Annotated in this window: 16 protein-coding genes; 3 read left to right on the top strand and 13 right to left on the bottom strand. The window is 65.4% G+C overall.

Annotated features, from left to right (window positions below):
• Positions 1-2: 2 nt before the first annotated feature.
• The 13 genes from BMW28_RS09500 to gspG form a co-directional block, all read right to left on the bottom strand.
• Entirely contained in the window at positions 3-3,731 is a 3,729-nt protein-coding gene (locus BMW28_RS09500) for a DUF6079 family protein (protein ID WP_091817240.1), read from the bottom strand.
• Between the two features lie 35 nt (positions 3,732-3,766).
• On the bottom strand, positions 3,767-4,222 hold the full coding sequence (brxF, locus tag BMW28_RS09495; RefSeq protein ID WP_200785775.1) for a BREX-3 system P-loop-containing protein BrxF: 456 nt from the start codon (positions 4,220-4,222) through the stop codon (positions 3,767-3,769).
• 99 nt (positions 4,223-4,321) lie between these two features.
• The gene (gene gspF, locus BMW28_RS09490; protein ID WP_091817113.1) at positions 4,322-5,548 is read right to left on the bottom strand and encodes a type II secretion system inner membrane protein GspF; all 1,227 of its coding nucleotides are present in this window, start codon (positions 5,546-5,548) and stop codon (positions 4,322-4,324) included.
• A 4-nt stretch (positions 5,549-5,552) separates the two neighbouring features.
• Complete coding sequence (locus BMW28_RS09485) at positions 5,553-6,947, bottom strand: GspE/PulE family protein (RefSeq protein WP_091817111.1); 1,395 nt, start codon at positions 6,945-6,947, stop codon at positions 5,553-5,555.
• 12 nt (positions 6,948-6,959) lie between these two features.
• The gene (gene gspD / locus BMW28_RS09480) at positions 6,960-9,182 is read right to left on the bottom strand and encodes a type II secretion system secretin GspD (protein WP_091817108.1); all 2,223 of its coding nucleotides are present in this window, start codon (positions 9,180-9,182) and stop codon (positions 6,960-6,962) included.
• Between the two features lie 6 nt (positions 9,183-9,188).
• On the bottom strand, positions 9,189-10,082 hold the full coding sequence (gene gspN / locus BMW28_RS09475; protein ID WP_091817106.1) for a type II secretion system protein N: 894 nt from the start codon (positions 10,080-10,082) through the stop codon (positions 9,189-9,191).
• Between the two features lie 15 nt (positions 10,083-10,097).
• A complete protein-coding gene (gene gspM, locus BMW28_RS09470; protein ID WP_091817104.1) occupies positions 10,098-10,613 on the bottom strand; it encodes a type II secretion system protein GspM in 516 nt (171 codons plus the stop codon).
• The gene (gene gspL, locus BMW28_RS09465; protein ID WP_091817101.1) at positions 10,610-11,923 is read right to left on the bottom strand and encodes a type II secretion system protein GspL; all 1,314 of its coding nucleotides are present in this window, start codon (positions 11,921-11,923) and stop codon (positions 10,610-10,612) included. Before gspL ends, gspM begins: the two co-directional genes overlap by 4 nt.
• Before the next feature lie 109 nt (positions 11,924-12,032).
• A complete protein-coding gene (gene gspK, locus BMW28_RS09460) occupies positions 12,033-13,022 on the bottom strand; it encodes a type II secretion system minor pseudopilin GspK (protein ID WP_159430743.1) in 990 nt (329 codons plus the stop codon).
• Between the two features lies 1 nt (position 13,023).
• Entirely contained in the window at positions 13,024-13,854 is an 831-nt protein-coding gene (locus BMW28_RS09455; RefSeq protein WP_091817096.1) for a PulJ/GspJ family protein, read from the bottom strand.
• Entirely contained in the window at positions 13,854-14,237 is a 384-nt protein-coding gene (gene gspI, locus BMW28_RS09450; RefSeq protein WP_091817093.1) for a type II secretion system minor pseudopilin GspI, read from the bottom strand. Before gspI ends, BMW28_RS09455 begins: the two co-directional genes overlap by 1 nt.
• Complete coding sequence (locus tag BMW28_RS09445) at positions 14,234-14,740, bottom strand: prepilin-type N-terminal cleavage/methylation domain-containing protein (RefSeq protein ID WP_091817090.1); 507 nt, start codon at positions 14,738-14,740, stop codon at positions 14,234-14,236. The genes gspI and BMW28_RS09445 overlap by 4 nt, the downstream gene beginning before the upstream one ends.
• A 36-nt stretch (positions 14,741-14,776) precedes the next feature.
• Positions 14,777-15,223 (bottom strand): type II secretion system major pseudopilin GspG, encoded by a 447-nt coding sequence (gene gspG, locus BMW28_RS09440; RefSeq protein ID WP_091817237.1) that lies wholly within the window; start codon positions 15,221-15,223, stop codon positions 14,777-14,779.
• Between the two features lie 119 nt (positions 15,224-15,342).
• On the opposite strand from gspG, the gene BMW28_RS09435 reads away from it, so the two are divergent.
• From BMW28_RS09435 to BMW28_RS09425, 3 genes are read left to right on the top strand one after another with little or no spacing between them, the layout of a single operon-like run.
• Complete coding sequence (locus BMW28_RS09435; RefSeq protein ID WP_159430742.1) at positions 15,343-16,104, top strand: type II secretion system protein N; 762 nt, start codon at positions 15,343-15,345, stop codon at positions 16,102-16,104.
• A gap of 4 nt (positions 16,105-16,108) precedes the next feature.
• Positions 16,109-16,564, top strand: a complete 456-nt coding sequence (locus BMW28_RS09430) for a glycine cleavage system protein H (RefSeq protein WP_091817084.1) — start codon at positions 16,109-16,111, stop codon at positions 16,562-16,564.
• Between the two features lies 1 nt (position 16,565).
• Entirely contained in the window at positions 16,566-16,958 is a 393-nt protein-coding gene (locus BMW28_RS09425; protein WP_091817082.1) for a DsrE family protein, read from the top strand.
• Positions 16,959-16,996: the final 38 nt, after the last annotated feature.

Here is a 16,996-nt window from a genome sequence, read left to right as displayed (position 1 = left end):
TGTCACTCGATCACGAAGCGCAGCTTGGTCGCATCCTTGCCCTTGCAGCGTTCGTTCATGAACGTGTCGAAGCGCTTGCGCAGATCGTCCGGCGTGGCCGGTGAGCCGCCTTGCAGCAGCGCTTGCTTGATCTCGTCGCCCTTGACCGCGATCTTCTCCAGCCCCGACAGCGCCTCTTGCACGGCGTTGGCGAACTCGGAGGTCATCGGGTCCGGCAGCTTGCGTGAGGCCAGGAAGGCATCGATCAGCTTCTTGGACGCGGGCGGCAGCAGGCCCAGGCTGTCCTGCGTGAACGGGTCTTCCAGGTTCTCCAGCAGGGTCTGCTGCCAGTTGGCCACCAACTGATCCAGGTCATCGTCGAGCTTGTGCAGGCGGTTGGCCGCCGGGATCAGCTCCAACTGCTCGGCAGACGGGCGGAACTGGCAGTGCGGGCAGACGGCGGCCGTGACCAGGGTCGGCTCGTCCAGCGATGAGCAGCTCTTCAAGCCGTTGAGCGACTCCTCGAAGGCAGTGAGCTGGCTGGTGGGCATCAGCGACACGCCGGCCAGCACGCGAAGCGCCAGCAGACGGTCGTCCTTGCGCAGGGCATTGCGGGTCTTGTCCTCGGCCACGCCCAGTCGCGCCTTGCTGTGGCTGGCGATGTAGGCGGTGATGTAGTCCTTCTTGAGCTGGTTGAGCGTCTGCCGGTATTCGGCGGCGTGCTCGGCGGTGCGGTCCTGGCTCAGTTTGTCCTGCAGGGCCTTGCGGGCTGCTTCGGCCTGCTTCACCCACGGGTGCTCGGCAGGGAGCACCATTTCGGCCTGCGAGAGGTAGGACGCCGTACTGCCCAGTTCCACCACCAGTTCGAGCAGACGCTCAACGGCGGCCAGGATCTCCAGATTCTTCTTCTGGCCGTCCAGGTCTTCCTGCGTGACGCGCAGGTTCTTGAGCTTGCCGACGGTGTTGTACGGCGCCAGCGACTCAGTGAACTTCTTCAGCGAATCCAGCCGGGCGTGCCAGTCTTTGGCTTCTTCTTCGCGCAGCAGGTTCTGGCCCCAGAAGCCGAGCTTGCCTTGCTGCAGGTCGGAGCCAGATTTGAGCACACGCGGCACCAGCCCACTGACTTTCTCCTGCAGTTTAATGACCGGCTCGGTGTCGCCCTGGCTGGCCTTCTGGGCCAGACCGGACGGCAGGTCGAACAACTCGAACAAGGCACGCAGCACCGCGAGGTTGATCTCCTTGGGCGCCTCGACGTGCTTGAACTGTTTGAGTTCCTCCAGCGAGCGTTCTGCCAGCTGAGTCAGTTTGCCGGAGTCGATCTTGTCGCCGGTGATGGAGAGCACGATGTCGCCGGAGTAGACGAGGCCGCCCAGCACGGTGACCAGCAGGTCGGGCTCCAGCCGGTACTTGATCGGCGCGAAATACTCGACGTCTGAGGTACCCGACAGCAGCTCACTGCGGTTGAGCACCTGGCCGTGGCCCTTGGCCTTGAGCCGGTTCAGCACTTCCTGCGCATAGCGGGAGTTGGCCGGATCGACGCGGTCGCCATCGAGCAGATCCAGCGCATCGAGCACAGCGAGGGCATCCTTGGTGCGAGTGCCGCCGGCCAGTGCGCGCAGCGCATTGCCGATCAGTTGCTTGCGGTTGGCCTCGGTGACCAGCACAGAGAAGGTGGGGTATTCCGGCGAGAGATCGACGAAGCGCTGGCCCAGCACCAGGCCAGAGATGACGTTCACCACATCGCGGAAGTTGATGCGCTCGTCCGGGCCCAGTCGGGCGCGGTCGCGCAGGGATACGCCCTTGGACCAGTCCTGCAGCGTCTTGGTCTTGCCCTGGTAAGTGACCTCGAACGCAGTCATCTGCTTTTCTTGCAGCCACTTGCTCATGGATCGCAAGGAATCTTGGGCCTTGGATAGGTAGATGGCCTTCGCGCCGCCGCTGGCGGTGGATGCGAGATCCAAGGCCGCTGCGTATTGCGACAGGTAGCGCTTGTAGTCCTCGTCTGGCGACTTCAGGCGGAAGAACACTTCGTCCGCTAGGTTGGCATCGCTGAACTTCGGCCTGTCGAAAGGCTGGATGAAGTAGATGTAGAAGTCGCGCTCGGGCTGGGCCGTGGGCCGGTCATTCGGCGCCCCGAAGAACAGGTAGCCCATGCGTTCGACGCGGCGCTCCTGCCACTCGATCTGGTACTGCCAGATCTGGAAGCCGGGGTAACGCAGATCGTCGCTGCACTCCATCAATGCCTTGATGGCGCTGTAGTAGGCGCGGTCCAGCGCATCGTCGGACAGCGCTTCGGCGCGCTTTTCGATCTGCGCGTCGTAGTCGATGTCTTTCTTTAGGTCGAGGTAGTACTGCTCGGTGTCCGGCGCCTTGGAGATGAACTGGCCGTTGACGGTCTTCAGCACTTCCCGCATCACAGTCTGCACCATCGACAACAGGTTCTCGGCCGGATCGCCCGGCATGTCCTCCACGCCCGGCTGGAACAGACACAGCGCGTCACGCAGCTCGGCAGCCGTGGGGCCGATGGGCACATGGATGTCGCCGCCGGTGGTCAGACGGTGGACGGCCAGCGCGTTGATGACGCGCAGCGCCATGGCTTTGTAGGCCGGGCGCGTGAAGGCTTGCTGGACCCGCGACTCCAGCACTTCGGACACGCGCATGACTTCTTTGATGTTCGGGTCGGCGCGCAGGACCGAGTTGGCCTTGACGGTGTTCCAGAAGCTCTCGTAGCTGATGAACAGCGGCTTGTCGGCGGGTACGTCCTGATCGAGGATGGCCAGCATCGCGGCCTCGATGGTCTTGAGTGCGCCGCGCTTCTCGGTGAAGTGGATCTGCTCGAAGGTCTTCAAGTAATCCGGGTGAACCGGGAACAGCCGCACGTACTCGTCCATGCGCTCGTTCATGGACCCGTAGAACTTGGCGAACGGCGTGAGGTATTCGCGGATCTTGTTCTGCTGGTCAGCCGTCTTTTTGAGCAGGCGCGCGGATACGACGAAGCTGACGTCCTGACGGTCGATCAGGATCTGAGTGAAGCGTTCGTTGACGCGGCGCATGCTGTCGGCCACATGCTGGAAGCGCACGCTGTCGAAGATGGCTTCCTGCACACCGGCCACGAAGCGGAACTTCAGGTGCTTGGTGACTTCGCCGATCTGCCGCAGGATGGCCAGATCCTGCACCAGCTCGTGATCGCGGCGGGACTGCAGGTACTCCAGGAACTCGTCGACCACCAGCAGCACACCCTGGTCCGGGAATTTCTCCGCGAACGCGGCCATCATCTCCTCGAAGGAGTCCTTGTTGTTGAGCTCCTTGTCGGCGGTCGGGAATGTGTAATCGACGCCGAGTTTTTCGAGGAAACGCTCAAGCTGCAGAGTGATGATTTGGCGCAGCGGCATCTGCAGCCCACCCACCTCGATACGCAGCACCTTGAAGCGGCCAGCGATCGGGGCAACCGCCTCGGCCACCTTGGGGTGGCGGATCATCGGCGCGTAGGCAGCGTCTTCGGCCACCAGCGACAGCACCGACATCAAGTGCGACTTACCTGTACCGTAGTTGCCGACGATCAGCACGCCCTTGTGATCGACCGAGTCGTCGAAACTGAGCTGGGGAACCATGAGCTTGGAGATCCGCTCGGCCATGTCGTCGGAGATGACATAGGTCGCGACGAGCTTCTTGGCTTCGTCAGGGCGCCCGGCATCGAGCAGCTGAATGACTGACTCGATCTGCTCGAACTGGATCAGATCTCCGTATTTCATGTTCATGGCCATATAGTTTTCTCTTCTCCCTTGCGTCAAATATCGATTGCGACCACGCCGTCGCGGCTGTAGTCACGATGTTCTGGATGGCTGATGTCTGCGTATAACAAGCGGTCACCGCGCAGCTCGCCAGGCCAGACGGCCACGACGCGCTTGGAATGAGCCAGCCGCCTGACGAGGTCAAGCGGGTTGATCTGCAGGCCCGGCTCGAACAACAACTCGAGATTGTCGAGCAACAGAGGGTCTTCAGTTCGTTCCTTGTCCGTGATCTCCCGCAGCAGTTCGCCTGCCGAGAAGCCGCGCTTGTTGTTCGGCGTGGCGGCCAAACGACGCCCCAGCTCCAGGCCGACGTTGAGCGGCTCGATGTTGAGCTTGGTGCCGATCTGGCGCAGCAGTTGGGTCTTGCCACTGCGGCTGGGACCAACCAGCAGGATTAACTTGCTGTTGAGGTCGCCGATTTCGCCGATGAGTCGTTCGAGTTTTGCGAGCATGTTCATCCCCTCAGGCCATCTCGGTGATCTCTGGCCAGGGTTGATCTAGTTGTGACACCAGCTTCAGCTCGACGATCCGAGTCTACTGAATGTCCTGATTCAGCCAGTTAGCTGATTGAGCTGAATAATCGGCATCAACACCGCCAGCACAATCAGCATCACCACCAACCCCATCATTACAATCAGTAACGGCTCTAGTATAGTGGCCAACCGGATCGCCCGCCGCTGCACCTCATTCCCCAACTGCTTCGCCGCCCGCCCCAGCATCGCCGGCAGTTGCCCGGTCTGCTCCCCCAGCCGCGCAAACATGCTCACCAGCGTCGGAAAGCGCTTCTTCTGCGCCAGCGCACTCGCCAGCGGCGCGCCTTCACGCACCAGCACGATCGCATCTTCCGCGTCCACCTGCATGGCCCGGTTCGATAGCGTTTCGCTTGCCGCCTGCAGTGCCTTCAAGATAGGCACACCCGCCTGCACCAGCATTGCCAGCGTTCCCGCAAAGCGCGCCGCATTGAAGTTGCGCGCCAGCAGCCCCACCACCGGCAGCCGCAGCCACAGCGCATCGAAGCGCTGCCGGAAGCTGTCGCGCTTGCGCAGCTGCACCAGCGCCGTCGCAGCACCTGTCACCAGCAGCGCCAGCAGCCAGCCCCAGTGCCGCACAAAGTCGCTCAGCGCCAGCATCAGGGTCGTCAGCAGGGGCAGGGTGCGCTTGCTGCTGGCAAACACGTTCGCCACCTGCGGCACCACGTAGGTGAGCAGAAACACCACGATCACGATGGCCACCAGCGTGACGATGCCCGGATAGAGCGAGGCGCCGATCAGCTTGGAGCGCAGTTCCTGCTGTGCTTCCAGATCGTCCGCCAGGCTGAGCAGCACGGCGCCAAGGCCACCGCTGTGTTCGCCCGCGGCTATCACGGCGGTGTAGATGGGGCTGAATTCGCGTGGATGCTGCTGTAGCGCCTTGGCAAAGCTGCTGCCTGCGTTCACTTCGGAGCGCAGCGAGGTTACCAGCTGGCGCTGGCGTTCGCTGTCGGCTTCTTCGGTCAGTGCCTGCATCGCGCGCTCGATGGGCAGACCGGCACCGACCAGACCGGCCAGCTGGCGCGTCCACACCGCCAGCGCCGTGCTGTTGAAGGCCTTGGGCACGAACAGCGCGCGGTTCAGCCCGCTGCCGCGTGCCAGCTGGTCGGCGTTGAGGGCCTGCACCTCCATCGGCACCAGTTGCTGCGCACGCAGGGCGGTGCGGGCGGCCTTGAGCGTGTCGGCCTCCAGCGTGCCCTTGCGGGTGCGGCCCTGGGCGTCGAGTGCCTGAAACTGGTAGACCGGCATGGCGTCAGTCGCGCGTCACGCGCAGCAGTTCTTCGGTGGTGGTGATGCCGGCCGCCACCAGACGTTCGCCGTCGTCGCGCATCAGCGTCATGCCGTTGGCCAACGCCGCGTTGCGGATCTCGGCTTCGGACGCGCGCTGGTGGATTTGCGCACGAATGGCGTCGTCCACCAGCAGCAACTCGAAAATGCCGGTGCGCCCTGCGTAGCCGCTCTGGCCGCAGTGTTCGCAGCCCTTGCCGTGGCAGTGCGTGCACACCTTGCGCACCAGACGCTGCGCCAGCACGCCCAGCAGTGAACTGGCCAGCAGGAAAGGCTCCACCCCCATGTCGCCCAGGCGCGTGACGGCGCTGGCGGCATCGTTGGTGTGCAGCGTGGCCAGCACCAGGTGGCCGGTGAGCGAGGCCTGGATGGCGATCTGCGCCGTCTCGAAGTCACGGATCTCGCCGATCATGATCACGTCTGGATCCTGGCGCAGGATGGCGCGCAGCGCCTTGGCAAAGGTCAGGTCGATGCGGGCGTTCACCTGCGTCTGGCCGATGCCGGGCAGCTCGTATTCGATCGGGTCTTCCACCGTCATGATGTTGCCGCTGTGGGCATCGAGGCGGCTCAGCGCCGAATACAGCGTGGTGGTCTTGCCGGAGCCGGTCGGGCCGGTCACCAGGATGATGCCGTGCGGCTGGCGAATCAGATGGTCGAACTGGCGCAGCGTTTCGCCCTGCATGCCCACCGCTTCCAGACTGATGCGGTTGCCGGATTTGTCCAGCAGACGCAGCACGGCGCGCTCGCCAAAGGCGCTGGGCAGGGTGGAGACGCGCACGTCGATGGCGCGCGTGCCCAGACGCAGGCTGATGCGGCCGTCCTGCGGCAGGCGTTTTTCGGCGATGTCCAGATCGGCCATGATTTTCAGGCGGCTGATCAGGGCGGCGTGCAGGGCGCGGTTGGGCTGCACCACCTCGCGCAGACTGCCGTCCACGCGAAAGCGCACCGCGCTGTGGTGCTCGAAGGGCTCAATGTGGATGTCGCTGGCGCCATCGCGCGCGGCCTGGGTGAGCAGGGCGTTGAGCATGCGGATGATGGGCGCATCATCGGCGGCTTCCAGCAGGTCTTCCACCGGCGGCAGTTCCTGCATCATGCGGCTCAGGTCGGCATCGCTCTGCACCTCGCTTACCACGCTGGCGGCGCTGGATTCACCTTGCGCATAAGCAGCGCTTATGCGCTGCGCCAACTGCGGCGGTTCGATCGCCTGCACGCTGGCGATGCGGTGCTTGCGCTGCACTTCGCTCCAGGCCGGGCCGGGCGGTACGCCGTGGCCGTGCCAGAGCAGCAGGCTTCCGTCGTCCTGCTGTTCAACCAGCAACTGGTGGCGGCGCGCGAAGGCGTAGGGCAGGGGGTAGCGCATGGCGGCGGGCGGTCAGGGATTGGTGTCGGCGCCGTTGTAGGGCTGCGCCTCTTCGGCCGGTGCGGTGCCGGCAGGCTGGGCGCGCCAGCCGGTGGCGTCGCCGGCCAGCGGTTGGTACATCAGCGGTGCGGGTGCCGTGCGGCCGGGATTGCTCACCGGCGTCCAGGCCGTTTCGGGATGGTGCACCGGCGGCAGCACGGGTGCGTCATAGGGCTTGACCACGCCGCTGGCCGGCTGCGTGTTCAACTGGCTCACGCGCATCATGTCGTAGCGGTCCAGCGACAGGCTTTCGCTGTCGCGCGCATCACGCACGATCACCGGGCGCAGGAACACCATCAGGTTCATCTTCTGGCGGCTGCGGTTCTCGTTCTTGAACAGGCTGCCCACCACCGGAATGTCACCCAGCAGCGGCACCTTTTCCTGGCCGTTGGCATATTCGTCCGACAGCAGGCCGCCCAGCACGATGATCTGGCTGTCATCCACCACCACGTTCGATTCGATCGAGCGCTTGTTGGTAATCAGCCCCGTGGCCGAGGTGTAGGAGGCCGGGTCCACATTGCTGACTTCCTGGTAGATCTGCATGCGCACGGCGCCGTTCTCGCTGATCTGCGGCTTCACGCGCAGCGTCAGGCCCACGTCCTTGCGCTCGATGGTCTGGAACGGATTGACGCTGTTGGCGTTGTTGTTGGTGTACTGGCCGGTCACGAAGGGCACGTTCTTGCCGATCATGATGCGCGCTTCCTCGTTGTCCAGCGTGATCAGGTTGGGCGTGGAGAGCACGTTGGCATCGCCCGTGGTCTGCAGAAAGTTGGCGACAAAATCCAGAATCGGGGTGCCGCGGAAGGTGGCCAGCGCGCCCAGGTTGATGCCGGCCTTGGCGCTGGGCAGCGTGTTGTTGGCCAGTTCGGCTGACATGCCCAGAATGTTGCCGGCCTTACCGAAGTTGGTGCCCAGCAGCCCGACGCGACCGCCTGACGACAGCGGGCTCTGCCACTGCACGCCCAGTTCGGCCGCCTTGTTGGCGCTCACTTCCACGATCAGGCTTTCCACATAGATCTGCGCGCGGCGTGTATCCAGCTTCTCGATCACGGCGCGCAGCTGGCGGTATTCCGGCTCGCTGGCGGTGATGATCAGGGAGTTGGTGGACGGATCGGCCTGGATCGGGCCGCCGGTGGAGGGCGAGCCGCTGCCCTGCAGCGCAGAAGTGGCTGTGACCTGCACCTGGGGTGCACCGCCCGCCTGGGTATTGTTGCCCACCGAGACCGACATGCCCGGCGTGCCGCTGCCACTGTTCACCTCGTTTGCCGCCATCGCGGCGCGCAGCGTGGTGGCCATGCGCGTGGCATCGGCGTTCTTGAGGTGCACCACCCAGATATTGCCTGCCTCGCCGTTCACGCTGTGGTTGCTCATGGCCGGCTGGTCCAGCCGCAGGATCAGGCTGCGCGCCTGGGTGGCCTGGGCATTGGTGGGGGCGCGCACGATCAGCGCGTTGCTACGCGCCTCGGCCAGCACCGTGGTGCGGCCAAAGCCGCCACCAGCACCACCCGGAGCAGCGGCAGCCGCCGTGCTGCTGCCATCCAGCAGCTTCTGCACCAGCGGCGCCATGTCGGTGGCAATGCCGTAGCGCAGCGGAATCACCTCCACGTCGCTGCCTACCGGTTGGTCCATGCCCGCAATCATGCGCTCGATGCGCTGCATGTTGTCGGCATAGTCGGTCACCACCAGCGTCTGCGCGTTGCTGGCGTTGATGGTGTTGTTGGGGCTGATCAGCGGGCGCAGTGCCGGCACCAGGTTGTTGGCGTTCTCGTAGCGCAGCTTGAACACGCGCGTCACCACCTGGTTGCCCATGGCCGTGCTGCTGCGAGGCACCACACGCGCCTGTAGCTTGGCATCGGCCTCGGGCACCACCTTGTAGATACCGCCAGATTCCACCAGCGCAAAGCCCTGCAGGCGCAGCGCCGCTCCAAACTGGTTGACGGCCTGCGCGGCGGTGACGGGACGCTCGGACTGGATGCTGATAGTGCCCTTGGCGCGCGAATCGAGCACCACGTTGCGGCCGGTAATGGCCGAGATGGTGCGCGCCACCGATTCGATTTCGGCGTTGGAAAAATTCAGCGTGACCAGGCCCTGTGCCAGCGCAGCGGGGGCGGTGAAAGTGGACGCCATCAGCGCTGCCAGCGTCAGGCGGGCGAGCGGCTTGCGCAGGCGGCGGGGCGAAAACGGAGTCGAAAACATGGAGGCTTATCCCAGGGTGATCAGCGAGCGCTCGCCGCTGCGCTGACCGATGATGTTCAGCAGATTGTTGAGGGCCGCAGCCCGCTCGGGCACGGCATAGGCCTCGCCGGAAAAACGCAGGCGCCCGCCCACCCACTGGCCGCTTCCGGTAAGCTGCAGGCTGCTGCCGGGCAGGGTCTCGAGGCTGAATTCTGCGGGGGTGGCTTGCGCCGGTGTTTCGTTCGCGCCCAGCGGCTTGCCGCCGCGCAGATGCACACGATAGCTGCCGATGGGGCGGATGGTGGAAAGGCGGGTGGAGGCCTGCTGCAGCGTGGCGTTGACGGTGCCGGCGTAATCCACGCGCTGCTGGCCGAACCAGAACTGCACCTGCTGCATGCTGGCGCTCAGCGTGCCATCCAGCTGCAGCGTGTTCCAGGGGGTGCCCAGGCCGGCCAGCAGGCTGCTGGGCAGTTGTAGGGTGCTGTCATCCACATGCAGGCGCGCACCACTGGGTTGCCAGCGCAGGCGGGCCTGCACCGGTTTGGTGGTGCAGCAACTGCTGTGCAGTTCCATGTTGGCGCCCAGCCAGCGCGGCTGCAGTTTCCAGTGCAGACGGCTGGGCAGGGTGGTGGCATCACGGCTCTGGCGGCCGCCGGAAAGCACCAGCCAGGCCGATCCGTTCCAGACCGTGCCCTGTGCGGCACTTAGCTGCACCTTTTCCTGCGTGGCCCAGGCCACGGCACCAGCGAGCCAGCGCGCCGGCGCCCAGATCAGGCAGGTGAGCAGCAGGCCGATGAGCATGCCGGCCGCAGCCCAGCGCCAGGGATGGAGGCGTCCTGCCGCGGTGCTGCCGCGTGCAGCGGTGTTCTTGCGCGCTGCAGTTTGCCAGCGACGTGCGGGGAGGGCGATGCGCAATGCCATGCTGTCGGCTCTCCTTCAGGACGGCAGGCGCAGCACCATGGCGCCGCTCCAGCCATCGGATGTCCGTTCGAGCTGCATCTCCTGCGGCACGGCTCGCGCCAGGGTGCGGGCCTGCTGCAGCCATTGGGCCAGCGCCTCGGGGGAAACACCCTGCAGACGTGCCTGCGCCTGTGCGCCTTGCAGCGTCACGCTGCCGGGGCCAAGCAAGCGTTCACCCAACTCCTGCAGCACACGCTGGCTTTCTTCCGGACTGATGCGCGGCTGCTGCTTGAGCGCACGTACTTCGCTCTGCCACTGGCGCATCTGGGACAGCTGCTGCTCCTGCATGGCACGCTGCGGCGGGGCATCGCGCAGGGTGCGCAGCGCGGGTGCAATGGCGACCAGCCACAGGACCGCCACCAGTAACACCACGCCGGCCACCACTAGCATACGGCGCTCGCGGGCGGACAGTCCTTTCCAGGCAGTGCGCAAGGGCTGCAGCTGTTGCTGCAGGGCCTGAAAACGCGGGGAGGCAGTGGTGGCGGTACTCATGGTGCGAGACGGATCAACCAGTCATTGCCGTCCTGCGACAGCGCCAGTCGGGAAGGGCGCAGCGTGGCCTGCAGGCTGCCTTGTTGCTCGGTGGAGAGCGTGATGCCTTTCATGCGCAGCTGCGTGCCATCCCATTGCAGGGCCTGCACCTGCGCATCTGGCAATGCGCGGCTGACCAAGGCGAGCATCCCTTCCACCTCGGTGGCCGCGAGCGCACCGCTGCCCTGGCGCAGTGCCGCCAGTTCGCGCTGCATCTGCGTGGGAGGATCGACCACCAGCTTGACGTGCGTAAACGTGTCGGTCAGCACCTTGGCAATGGCCTGCTTGTTGTCGGCCAGCATGCGGCGCTCCTGTAGCGCGGCCCAGTTCAGGCCGATCAGTTGCACCAGCACCAGACCGGCGAGCCCCCAGCGCACGGCTTGCCATTGCGGTGCATGCAGAAAGCGTTGCCACAACTGCAGCGCTTGCTTGCGCACACGGTCGGACTGGCGATTGGCAAAGGCCATTTGCGCCAGATTCCACGGCGTGCCGGCCGCATGCAGCCAGCGCTGGGCAGTATGTTGCACGGTGACGGGTTGCCGCAGGGACTGTTCGGCCCACTGGGCGATGGCGGCATCGGCCAGCACGGCCTTGGGCGCATGCTGGGCCACGCGGCGCACTGCCTCGGGTGGCTCCGCCTGGTTGAGGTCGGCCAGCGCGGGATCGGGCAAGGGCCACAACAACACGCCCGGTGCTTCTTCGCCAGCTTCCAGGTCGCTGCCGGTGCGTACCCACCAGGCGCTGCCATCTTCGTCAGCAATCGCATGGATGCGCGCATCCTCGGGCAGGGGCGGGGCTTCCATGCCGGGTTCGGTGGTCACAACAGGCGCAGCGCGGAACGGCTGCGGTGCAAATTCGGGAACGATGCGGCCGGCAACGCAACCGGCTGCTTCCAGCTCGTTCAGCTGCTCGCGCAGCCAGCCGGCATGACAGATGGCCACCCAGACCGGACCGGATGCCTTTGCCGCATCGGGCTGCAGTGCGCAGTTCAGTTCGGCCATGTCGTCCAGCACACGTTCTTCCAGCAGCCCTTCCAGCACGGTGCGCAGGCGCGCCGGGTTGGCGGCGCTTCCCTTGGGCAACTGCACGCGGTGCCAGGAAAGCGCCTGCGCCGGAACCAGCGCCACGACCTCATCGGCATCCTGGAACGGGAGCAGTGCAGCTTCGGCATGGGCGTGCCTGTCCACCGCCTGGCCATCCGGACTCAGGACGTAGGCAAACGATGCATCGGAGGCAGCAGTAAGACGAAGGCGGACAAGGAGTTGGGCCATGAATCGCGCGATTCTAGGGGGGCTATATGACACCGGAATGTCATAAAAACACAATCAGGATGACACGTGGCGGCAGCCGCTTTGTCATGGTGTCTTGTGGCAGTGCGCTTCACGGCGTCGACGGCCCTTCGGGCGTGGATACGCTGCCTTTTTCCCGCCAGAGCATGACGCTCTGCTGGCCGCGGCGCTCCACCAGCGCCTGCTCGTCGATGCGGATGCTGCCCAGCCGCAGACTGCCGCGCACCAGGAAATACTTGCTCGTGATGCCGATATCGGCCTGACCTTCGCCTGCCGGGATGGCTGCCTGCAGCGCGGCGGTATCCGCAAACGGTTTGCCTGCACGCTGCGCCACGGCGCGCGCAATGTCGCCCGAAGGCACGTTCGGAGCAGCGGCGGTCAGCACTTCGACGCTGGCGGTGTTGGCATTGATGCTGGTGCGCTCCGGCAGGATGGTGAGATGCGGGGCGAGCAGGCGGATCAGCGCAGGCTCCACACCCAGCCACGCCAGTTGCTGCAGCCGTGCGGGCAGCAGGGGTGCGCCGGGATCGCTGTCCGGACCCTGTGCTTCTGCCCTGGCGGCGCGTATCCACTGGTTCCCCAGCTGCTCGGCCTGCGCAGGCGGCAGCTGCAGGTTGGTGAACAGGCGTTGCAGCGTCTGCATGTCGGTGCCGGACACTTGCCCATTGCGCATCAGGTTGCGCAGATTGAAGCGTCCTTGTGCATCCTCGATCTGGCCGGAAAGAAAAGCATCATCGGGCAGGTTGCCGGCATCGACGGTAATGTTGCGCTCGGCCGCCAGAAAGGTGGACAGCCGTGCCTCCATCAGCGGAACGGCCCAGGGTTCGGACAGGTGATCGGCACCACCCTGGCGTGCATCTTCCTGCAGGATGAGGCGCGACCAGTCCAGCGCTCCCGCCAGAATCCAGCCGGATTGCAGCCGGGCCCGTTCGGCAGTTTCGATTTCGGTGCTGCGCCATTGCTGCCAGACCGCGGCAGCGGCAAAGGTGGCCACCAGCGTGACGGTGAGCATGGCCAGCAGCAGCGCGGCACCGCGCTGGCGATGGGGTGATGGCGAACGGAGGAGTGATAGACGAGGCATGTCAGTAACGCTCCCGCGTCAGTGTTGGCTGCAGCCAATCCAGCGTGAGAGTACCGGCCAGACCGCTGCCCTGGCCCGGAAGGGTCAGTTGCAGGCGCAGTCCGTCGGGTACGCTGCCGGCTTCGGGAGCAGGCATTGCGCCATCCTGCTCACCGGGCGGGCGTGGTGCGGCAGGAGTGCCATTGACCGGACCCCACGCCTGCTCGCGATAGCCCAGCACTTCCCAGGCCTGCAGCGGCAGCATCACCTGCGATCCTGCCGCATCGCCCTGTGTGCCCGATCCCCAGCTGGCGGCTTGCTGCCAGGCCTGCTGCTGCTCGCCCTGGGTGCGCAACTGCGGAGACTGCCAGCGCATCCAGCAACTGCCCGCAGCGCTTTGCGCTGCCGGGTGTGAACCGTCAGCGGTGGCATTGCGCGGGCAGGCATTGCGCAGCGTCCAGGCGACGACCACCGTCGCTGGGGTCCACAGGGACTGCTGCCTGTTCTGGGAATCCTCCGCTGACTCCAGCGTGTCGGGGCTGGCCAGCCGCAACACGCGCAAGGTGTTGCCATCCCAGTCCAGAACTGCCTGCTTGCCGGTGCTGGCGGGCAGCATGGCATCCAGATCCGTGCGCCATTGCGCGAGCGTCGTCTGGACCACGGCGATCTGGTCGCTGCGCGCTTGCGTGCCCTGCTGGGCGCGCACCATCACGTCCAGGCCACGCCAGCTCAGCAGGGCGACCAGCGCCAGAATGCCGATGGCAACCATCAGTTCGATCAGCGTGAAGCCATGCTGGCCCGCAACTGGAGCTTGCCGATCGTTCGGGCAGAATGGACGTACAGAAGCGGTCATCAGAGCCGCCCCATGATGGTCGAGAGCCGGAACAGCGGTAGCGCACCCTTGTGCGTATGCGCATCGACCCGACGGAAGTTGGGGTTGGGCGTGGGCATCACGGTGATCCTGACCGTCAGGTCGACACCGGCCTGCGGGCAGCTCACTACACTGTCACCAACGGGCGGAAACACCTGGGACAGGCGCATGGCGACCAGCTGGTTTTCGGCGCAGATCTGTGCCAGCAGCATGTCGCTCTGGCGCTCGCCATGGCGCACCAGCGCCTGCGTTGCCTGGCTGCCGGCGACCAGCGCGATGGCGACAATGGCCAGGGCAACCAGCACCTCGATCAGGGTGAAGCCGGCTTGCCGTGCTTCGGTTCTTCGGTGCAGGCGATTCTTCATGGCGCCACTCCTGCAGCCACAGGCCGGAAAGGGCGTACTCCATCGGTTGCCAGCGTGCGCTGTACCTGAGGCTTGCCCGCAATGGCGATCGTGAGCGTCTGTGCCGGAAGCACGGGTTCCGGCCCCAGAACCAGCAGGATGTTGTTCGAGCGCAGGGCTTGTGCCGTGCCGCCGGAAACAACGATGGTCGGCTCCAGCCATGTCAGGGGCAGGGTGCTGGTTTCCGGAAGGCCGGTGAATGCAAAGCCCTCACCGGAAGGCTGCCAGCGCACCGGAATGCCGCTCGCGCGCGACTGGGCCCGCGCCGCCTCCAGCAGCGCGGCCAGACGGTCTGCCTCCCGTTCGATGCGCACATGGTCGGAATCGCGCAGGGCAAGGCTGGCGCCTGCCGTGGCAATGGCCATGATGGCCAGCACCACCAGCAACTCGATCAGTGTGAAACCGCTTTGGCGTGAACGACGGACAGCGTGCCCGGGAAGAGGGCGGGAAGGCGGAACGGCCATGGAAAGGCGCATGGTGCGGGGCTGCCCCGCAGCCGCTTACTGCCAGCTGCCGATATCGGCGTTGCTGCCTTCGCCGCCCGGCTGGCCGTCAGCGCCGAAAGACATCACGTCCACCTCGCCCTTGATGCCGGGGTTGGCGTACTGGTAGTCCTTGCCCCAGGGATCGGTGGGCAGCTTGTCGAGGTAAGGTTTCCAGTTGGCAGGCACCGGTGCAGCAGCCGGCTTGGTGACCAGCGCCGACAGGCCCTGTTCCGCGCTCGGATAGCGCTGGTTGTCCAGCTTGTACAGCTTGAGAGCCTGCATCAGGTTGTTCACATCGGTCTTGGCGGCCGTCACGCGGGCATCATCGGCGCGACCCAGCACGTTGGGCACGACCAGCGCAGCCAGCACGCCGATGATGACAAGCACCACCATCAACTCGATCAGGGTGAAGCCGCGCTGGTTGCGGCGCTTGCGCAGGGAACGGGAAATTCGGTCGGACATGGCAGGTTCTTCAATGAATGCGGAATACAACCGGCCAATGCTAGTGACTGTTTGGGACAAATTTGTGACGCGTCGCGTTTATGCACGGGGCGACTGGCTGCTTGCAGCATAATGCCCGCATGTCTGCCTTGGCCCTCCCATTGCTCCCTGCTGCTTCGCTGCAAGGCATGTCCCTGCAGGAGCGCTGGGGTGTCCGTCTGCTGTCGCTGCTGGTCTGGCTGCTGCTTGCCGGATCGCTGGCGTTCTGGCTGCTGGGCACCCGGGGCGATGCAGCCATGGCGGGGGCCATGGTGGCAGACACCGCGCTGCATGCGGAAGAAGAGGCCATGGCACGTCTGCTGGGCCATGTGGATGCACCGGCAGAGCCGGTTGCCGCGGCTGACAATGCGCACGTGCAGGCAGCCGGCACTGATCGCTTTGTCTTGCAGGGCGCCGTGGCCAACCAGTTCGGTACCGGCATTGCCGTGATCGCGGTGGAAGGGCAGCCGGCGCGTCCGTTCCGCGTGGGACGGGAAGTGGCCGAGGGCTGGACCCTGCAGGCCGTTGGCCGACGTTCGGCTACGCTGCGCGGCAAGAGCGGACGCGAGGTGACCCTGTCCTTCGCTGCGGCAGGTACGGGGGCGAAGCTGGCTGGCGGGGTGCCACCTCACGGTGCATCGGCCACGCCGGTTCAGCCGGTGGTTCCTGTGGCGCCTGCGGTGCAGACTACCCCCTCCGTACCTGGTGGACGCATGTCCCGTGCGCAGAGCACCGCAACGGCGGATACTGGTTCCGGCGGTGGTGCTTCGGTCTCCATCCAGGCAACCACGCCCGTCGATGCGGGCAATGACAACGCTTCCAGTACAGACGAATCGCCTTCGCGCCGACGCAACGATGACTGAGCCAATGCAGCACGCTTCCGCCAACTCGCCTGCCGCAGTCGAGCACTGCCCCCCCGATCTTCACTATCTGATCGAGCAACAGGTCTGGGCGCGTGTCGATGCCGACGAAGGCCATGCCACGGTCGGCATCACGGCTCTGGGCATTGCGCTTGCGGGCGACATCTACATGTGCCGGCCCAAGCGTACCGGCACGGTGCTGGCGCAGGGAGACGCGATTGCCGTGGTCGAACTGGCCAAGTCGATTGTCGCGGTCCGTTCGCCGGTGTCCGGCGAGGTGGTGCAAGTCAACCCGCTGCTGGAAGAACAGCCCGAACGGGTACATCAGCAACCTTACGGTGAGGGCTGGCTGGTCCGCATGCGCCTGACGGACTGGGATGCTGACCGCGGGCAACTGCTGCATGGCGACGCTGTCGTGCCCGCCATGCGCCACCACGCCTGGCTGAACCGCCTGGAGTCCTGACATGGGCTATGTGGACCATGCCGCCGACGGCATTGCCATCCTGCTCTGGTCTGCCAGTCCGGACAAGCCCGAACTGCTGCACACGCCCTTCTTCTTTGCTGCGGCTGCAGCGGCCATGGATGTTCCGGTGGAAATCTACTGCACGGCAGGCAGTGTGCGCCTGCTGGTACCGGGCGTGGCCGAGGGATTGCGCGCTGCGCACCACCAGAAGGATGTAGCCACCGCCATGCGCGAAGCCGTGGGGCTGGGAGTGCGTCTGTTGGCCTGTACCGATGCCCTGCGAGCCCATGGGATCGACCCGCACGGATTGATTCCCGAATGCAGCGGCCATGGCGGCGCGGTGCAGTTCATGGCGCGGGCGGCCAACCTGCGCTGGCGGACAATGGTTTTCTGAACGTCTGAACGTCTGAACGTCTGAACGTCTGAACGTCT

The organism is Allobrachymonas denitrificans DSM 15123, assembly GCF_900110225.1.
Lineage (GTDB): Bacteria > Pseudomonadota > Gammaproteobacteria > Burkholderiales > Burkholderiaceae_C > Brachymonas > Brachymonas denitrificans.
This window is presented reverse-complemented; position numbering and strand designations above follow the sequence as displayed.

What these genes read in the sequence shown, in the direction of transcription:
- gspG (WP_091817237.1), bottom strand. Translation starts at nt 15,223, where the DNA reads ATGTCCGACCGAATTTCCCGTTCCCTGCGCAAGCGCCGCAACCAGCGC.
- gspM (WP_091817104.1), bottom strand. Translation starts at nt 10,613, where the DNA reads ATGAGTACCGCCACCACTGCCTCCCCGCGTTTTCAGGCCCTGCAGCAA.
- gspD (WP_091817108.1), bottom strand. Translation starts at nt 9,182, where the DNA reads ATGTTTTCGACTCCGTTTTCGCCCCGCCGCCTGCGCAAGCCGCTCGCC.
- gspL (WP_091817101.1), bottom strand. Translation starts at nt 11,923, where the DNA reads ATGGCCCAACTCCTTGTCCGCCTTCGTCTTACTGCTGCCTCCGATGCA.
- gspK (WP_159430743.1), bottom strand. Translation starts at nt 13,022, where the DNA reads ATGCCTCGTCTATCACTCCTCCGTTCGCCATCACCCCATCGCCAGCGC.
- gspF (WP_091817113.1), bottom strand. Translation starts at nt 5,548, where the DNA reads ATGCCGGTCTACCAGTTTCAGGCACTCGACGCCCAGGGCCGCACCCGC.
- BMW28_RS09425 (WP_091817082.1), top strand. Translation starts at nt 16,566, where the DNA reads ATGGGCTATGTGGACCATGCCGCCGACGGCATTGCCATCCTGCTCTGG.
- gspI (WP_091817093.1), bottom strand. Translation starts at nt 14,237, where the DNA reads ATGAAGAATCGCCTGCACCGAAGAACCGAAGCACGGCAAGCCGGCTTC.
- BMW28_RS09485 (WP_091817111.1), bottom strand. Translation starts at nt 6,947, where the DNA reads ATGCGCTACCCCCTGCCCTACGCCTTCGCGCGCCGCCACCAGTTGCTG.
- BMW28_RS09435 (WP_159430742.1), top strand. Translation starts at nt 15,343, where the DNA reads ATGTCTGCCTTGGCCCTCCCATTGCTCCCTGCTGCTTCGCTGCAAGGC.
- BMW28_RS09430 (WP_091817084.1), top strand. Translation starts at nt 16,109, where the DNA reads ATGCAGCACGCTTCCGCCAACTCGCCTGCCGCAGTCGAGCACTGCCCC.
- BMW28_RS09455 (WP_091817096.1), bottom strand. Translation starts at nt 13,854, where the DNA reads ATGACCGCTTCTGTACGTCCATTCTGCCCGAACGATCGGCAAGCTCCA.
- BMW28_RS09500 (WP_091817240.1), bottom strand. Translation starts at nt 3,731, where the DNA reads ATGAAATACGGAGATCTGATCCAGTTCGAGCAGATCGAGTCAGTCATT.
- gspN (WP_091817106.1), bottom strand. Translation starts at nt 10,082, where the DNA reads ATGGCATTGCGCATCGCCCTCCCCGCACGTCGCTGGCAAACTGCAGCG.
- BMW28_RS09445 (WP_091817090.1), bottom strand. Translation starts at nt 14,740, where the DNA reads ATGGCCGTTCCGCCTTCCCGCCCTCTTCCCGGGCACGCTGTCCGTCGT.
- brxF (WP_200785775.1), bottom strand. Translation starts at nt 4,222, where the DNA reads ATGCTCGCAAAACTCGAACGACTCATCGGCGAAATCGGCGACCTCAAC.